Origin of the sequence: Roseovarius sp. MBR-78, assembly GCF_040547535.1 — a bacterium.
Lineage (GTDB): Bacteria > Pseudomonadota > Alphaproteobacteria > Rhodobacterales > Rhodobacteraceae > Roseovarius.
Genome location: NZ_JBEPPX010000059.1, coordinates 1 through 4,936, shown reverse-complemented (window position 1 = coordinate 4,936; position 4,936 = coordinate 1). Strand labels below are relative to the sequence as shown.

Sequence of the window (4,936 nt, the reverse complement as noted above, 5' to 3'; positions counted from 1 at the left end):
GCCCTGCGCCTGCACATAAGCGCCAAGCTGGATGGTGCGATACATTGGGGTCTCCTTTGCTCAACCCGTGTCCAAATCTCGTGTCAGGCAGCGGGGCCGGTGGGAGGCATCACCACTCACCGGGATGCGGGCCCGGCACAGTGCCGCCTGACACGTAAATAACGACAGGGATGGTCGGGTATTGCAAAGGAAAAATCACGGTGATCTCAGTCGTGATTGTAGAATATTATTCTCCGGCTTGCGAAGCCGCGCCATCGAAGCGGTCCAGCGGGGCCGCATCTTGCTGCAAATCCGAGAGGGTCAGCGATTCGATCATCAGGATATAGGTGGCATAAAACCCGCCAAACACCGCGCGCACGCGACAGGTTTGCTCGTCGGTGCAATCCTCGCAGCGCCGATAGGCCTTGCGCGACAGGCACGGCAACGGTGCCATCGGCCCGTCAATCAGGCGCAGCACCTCGGCAATCGAAATGCGCCGCGGCTCCTTGATCAGCTCATACCCGCCATTGCGCCCCCGCTTGCTGCCGATCAACCCGGCGCGCTTGAGATCGAGCAGGATATGCTCCAAAAACCGCTTCGGCGCGCCCGAGCGCTGCGCGATCTCCTCGATCCGCAACGCCTCCGCCGCGCCCGCCTTCTCATCGGCCAGCACCATAAGCGCCTTGAGCGCATACTTGGTCTTATGCGTGATCATCTGCCGGAATTTGCCTCGAAAACTGAACCTGATATGAATGAAATAATGTCGTTCCGCATCAAAGGCGAGACTTAAAAACCAAACACGATATGAATAATCGGGATTCGGGCAGCTGTGCCTCCCTGTCCGCCGATCCTTAACAGCCGACAGCCTGACGTCAGCGCGAACGGATCGTGCTGCGAGGTCGCGCTATTCAGGAATTATATCTCCCCAAAGCTTCTGATTTTAGAATACGCAAAACACGATAGGCATTGTAGCGTTTTGGCATGCAACACATGCCGAGGAGCATACCATGACACGTCCCATGACCCGCCGATCAACACTTGTCGCAGCCCTTGCGCTTGGCCTGTCAACGGCGGCCCCCGCCTTCGCCGAAGGCACCATCCGCCTTGTCGAGCAATTCGGCATTTCCTACCTGCCATTTCATGTGATCCGCGATCAGGACCTGCTGGTGAAACATGGCAAGACCCGCGGGGTCGAGGTGTCACCGGAATGGGCGCGGTTGTCGGGCGGGGCGGCCACCAATGACGCGCTTTTGTCCGGGTCGGTCGATATCGTGGCGGCCGGTGTTGGCCCGCTGCTGACGATATGGGACCGCACCAAGGGCGCGCAGAACGTGCGTGGCATCGTAGCGGGTGCGCAATTTCCTTTCGCGCTTGTGACCAACAACCCCGACGTCAAGACCATCGCCGACTTCGGGCCTGACGACCGGATCGCGGTGCCCTCGGTCGGTGTGTCGGTGCAGGCGCGCACGCTGCAATTTGCCGCCGCCAAGGCGTGGGGGAAGGATCAGTTTGACCGGCTTGATCAGTTGACCGTGTCGCTGCCGCACCCGGATGCCACGCAGGCGCTTTTGTCGGGGTCCGGCACGATCAGCGCGCATTTCTCGAACTCGCCGTTCCAGCAACTGGCGCTGGCCGATGACAGTATCCATCAGGTGCTGGACAGTTACGAGGTTTATGGCGGCCCGACCACCTCGATCATCATCTACACGACCGAGGCGTTTCGCAACGACAACCCCAAGACCTACGGCGCCTTCGTGGATGCCTATACCGAGGCCGCCGACTGGATCGCCGCGAACCCCGAAGAGGCCGCCGATACCTATATCCGCGTGACCGACTCCAAGCTGGATCGCGACTTCATCCTGTCGATCCTGACCGATCCGCGCTTCAGCTTTGATACCACCCCGCGCAACACCGAGGCGCTGGCGCTGTTTCTCAACGATGTCGGCGCACTCAAGAACCGGCCTGCAAGCTGGAAGGACTATTTCTTTGACACGGTCCATGACCGGCCGGGCAGCTGATCCATGTCGGTGATTGAACTTACTCCCGTCGGCGCGCCGCAGACAGTCGGCGCGCCCGTATTGCAGGCCCGCGACCTGACGCTGATCTATCAGGGGGATCGCGAGGCGCATCTGGCGGTTGACCGGGTCAGCCTTGACGTGGCCGAGGGTGAGCGGCTGGTGTTGCTGGGGCCTTCGGGCTGCGGCAAGTCGACGATCCTCAAAGCCGTCGCCGGGTTCCTGCCGCCTGCCTCGGGCACGATCAGCCTGCGCGGCAAGCCGGTGACCGGGCCGGGGCCGGACCGCATCGTGGTGTTTCAGGAATTCGATCAGTTGCTGCCGTGGAAGACCGCGCTTGGCAATGTGATGTTCCCGCTGATCCGGGCGCGCAAGCTGGCCCGCGCCGAGGCGCAGGATCGGGCCGAGGATGCGCTGGCGCGCGTCGGTCTGGCGCGGGCGCGCGATCAGTTCCCGCACGAATTGTCGGGCGGCATGAAACAGCGGGTCGCCATCGCGCGGGCGCTGGCGATGCGCCCGGACGTGCTGCTGATGGACGAACCCTTTGCCGCGCTTGATGCGCTGACACGCACCCGGCTTCAGGCCGATCTGCTGCGCGTGGTGGAAGAGGTCGGCGCGACGCTGATTTTTGTGACCCACTCCATCGACGAGGCGGTGCTGATCGGCACGCGGCTGCATCTTCTCTCGGCGCATCCGGGGCGCACGCTGGCCACGCTTGACACCAATGGCGTGGCACAGGGAACCGCCGCCTTCACGCGGATGGTGCGCGAGGTGCATGAGCTTCTCTTTCCACAGGCGGAGGCGGCCGATGTCTGATATCCCGCTCGTCACGCCGCGCCCGCGCCTGTCGCGCCTTTGGGAGGTTCAGCTTGTCCGCCGTCTTGCGGTGCTGGTCTTGCTGGGCCTTGGCTGGGAATTGGCCGCGCTTTGGCAGAACAACCCGATCATGCTGCCGCGCCTATCGACCACGCTGACAGCGCTTTTCGAGGCTGCGCGCGATGAACATCTGCTGGGGTCGGCTTGGGTCTCGCTTCAGGTGTTGCTCAAGGGCTATGCTCTGGCGCTGTCCATCGCTTTGGTGCTGGTGGGTCTTGCGGCGGCGAACCGGTTTGCGCGCGACGCGCTGCAAACGCTGACCGCGATGTTCAACCCGCTGCCCGCCATCGCGCTTCTGCCGCTGGCGCTCTTGTGGTTCGGGCTGAACGAGAAAAGCCTGATCTTCGTGCTGTGCCATGCCGTGATCTGGCCCTTCGCCCTTGCCGCGCTGCAGGGCTTTGAATCGGTGCCCGAAACGCAGCGGCTGGTGGGGCGCAACTATGGCCTGCGCGGCCCGGTGTTCGTGGCGCTGATCCTGGCCCCCGCCGCGCTGCCCTCGCTTTTGTCGGGGCTCAAGATCGGCTGGGCCTTTGCCTGGCGCACGCTGATCGCGGCGGAATTGGTGTTCGGGGTCTCGTCGGGCACCGGGGGGCTTGGCTGGTTCATCTTCCGCAACCGCAACGAGCTTTACACTGACAAGGTCTTTGCCGGGCTGGTCGTGGTGATCCTGATCGGGCTGGTCGTTGAGCTTGGGATATTCCGGGCGATTGAAAACCGCACCGTGCGGCGTTGGGGGATGCAAAAATGACGCAACGACTGATGCATCTGGGGGCGTTTCTTTATCCCACCGGCCACCATGTCGCGGCCTGGCGGCACCCCGACGGGCAGCCCGATGCGGGGGTGAACATCGCCCATTACCGGCATCTGGCGCAGGTGGCCGAACGGGGGCTATTCGATCTGCTGTTTCTGGCCGATGGCGTGGGCATTCGCGGCGATGATCTGCCGGCCCTGTCGCGCACCGCGATCCGCTATGTCGGGCAATTCGAGCCGATCACGCTCCTGTCGGCCCTCAGCGCGGTCACCACGCATATCGGTCTGGTGGCCACGGTGTCCACCACCTACAGCGATCCCTACACGATCGCGCGCAAGTTCGCCTCGCTCGATCATCTGTCGGGCGGGCGCGCGGGCTGGAACCTTGTCACCTCGGCCGATGATTTCGAGGCCAGGAATTTCGGCCTTGATCATCAGATGGCCCATGCCGCCCGATATGCCCGCGCCGAAGAGGCGGTAGATGTGGTGGCCCGCCTCTGGGACAGCTGGCCCGACGATGCCTTTCCCCGCGACAAGGCGTCGGGGCAGTTCTTTCGCCCCGAGGCGTTCGCGCCCATTCACCACAAAGGCCCGCATTTCAACGTGCGCGGGCCGCTCAACGTGCCGCGCAGCCCGCAGGGCCGCCCTGTGATTTTTCAGGCCGGCGCGTCGGAGCCGGGCAAGGCGCTGGCCGCGCGCACCGCAGATGCGGTCTTTACCGCAACGCAGACCGTGGCCGAGGGGCAGGACTATTACAGCGACCTAAAGCAACGTCTGCCCGCCCATAGCCGCGACCCGCACGCGATCAAGGTCATGCCCGGTGTCTTTCCGGTGATCGGGCGCAGCCGCACCGAGGCCGAGGACAAGTTCGCGCAATTGCAGGATCTGGTGCATCCCGATGTGGCGCTGTCGCATCTGTCGAACCTGCTGGGCACCGATGTAAGCGCGTTTGATCCGCATGGCCCGCTGCCCGATCTGCCGGTCTCGGCAGGGCATGTCAGCCGCCAGAAATTGCTGATCGACCGGGCGCGGCGCGACAATCTCAGCGTGCTCGATCTGGCGCTGTCGATGGCGGGCGCGCGCGGGCATTGGCAGATCACCGGCACGGCCCAAGATATCGCCGACGCGCTGCAAGAGCGGTTCGAGACTGGTGCCGCCGACGGGTTCAACATCATGGGTCCGGTCCTGCCCGGCGGGCTTGAGGATTTTGTCGATCTTGTGATACCAACGGCCTGATTGTTTGACTCGCAGAGGATTCCCTTCTGCAGAAAAATCTGAATCACTGTCTTCAAATGATGGAGGCTTTGATGGCAGTT

5 protein-coding genes are annotated in these 4,936 nt (G+C 63.3%); 4 read left to right on the top strand and 1 reads right to left on the bottom strand.

Annotated features, from left to right (window positions below; translation table 11 throughout):
* Positions 1–226: 226 nt before the first annotated feature.
* Positions 227–694, bottom strand: coding sequence for an RrF2 family transcriptional regulator (locus ABIE58_RS19925; RefSeq protein ID WP_354546364.1), 468 nt, complete (start codon positions 692–694; stop codon positions 227–229).
* Positions 695–986: 292 nt separating this feature from the next.
* On the opposite strand from ABIE58_RS19925, the gene ABIE58_RS19920 reads away from it, so the two are divergent.
* Genes ABIE58_RS19920 through ABIE58_RS19905 form a run of 4 tightly spaced genes read left to right on the top strand, consistent with a single transcriptional unit; the run spans position 987 to position 4,856 of the window.
* Positions 987–1,997 carry an ABC transporter substrate-binding protein gene (locus tag ABIE58_RS19920; protein WP_354546363.1) on the top strand — a complete coding sequence of 337 codons (1,011 nt, stop codon included), beginning with the start codon at positions 987–989 and terminating at the stop codon, positions 1,995–1,997.
* Positions 1,998–2,000: 3 nt separating this feature from the next.
* A complete protein-coding gene (locus ABIE58_RS19915) occupies positions 2,001–2,810 on the top strand; it encodes an ABC transporter ATP-binding protein (RefSeq protein WP_354546362.1) in 810 nt (269 codons plus the stop codon).
* Positions 2,803–3,618, top strand: coding sequence for an ABC transporter permease (locus ABIE58_RS19910; RefSeq protein WP_354546361.1), 816 nt, complete (start codon positions 2,803–2,805; stop codon positions 3,616–3,618). The genes ABIE58_RS19915 and ABIE58_RS19910 overlap by 8 nt, the downstream gene beginning before the upstream one ends.
* Positions 3,615–4,856, top strand: coding sequence for an LLM class flavin-dependent oxidoreductase (locus ABIE58_RS19905; RefSeq protein ID WP_354546360.1), 1,242 nt, complete (start codon positions 3,615–3,617; stop codon positions 4,854–4,856). Before ABIE58_RS19910 ends, ABIE58_RS19905 begins: the two co-directional genes overlap by 4 nt.
* The last annotated feature ends 80 nt before the right edge of the window (positions 4,857–4,936 follow it).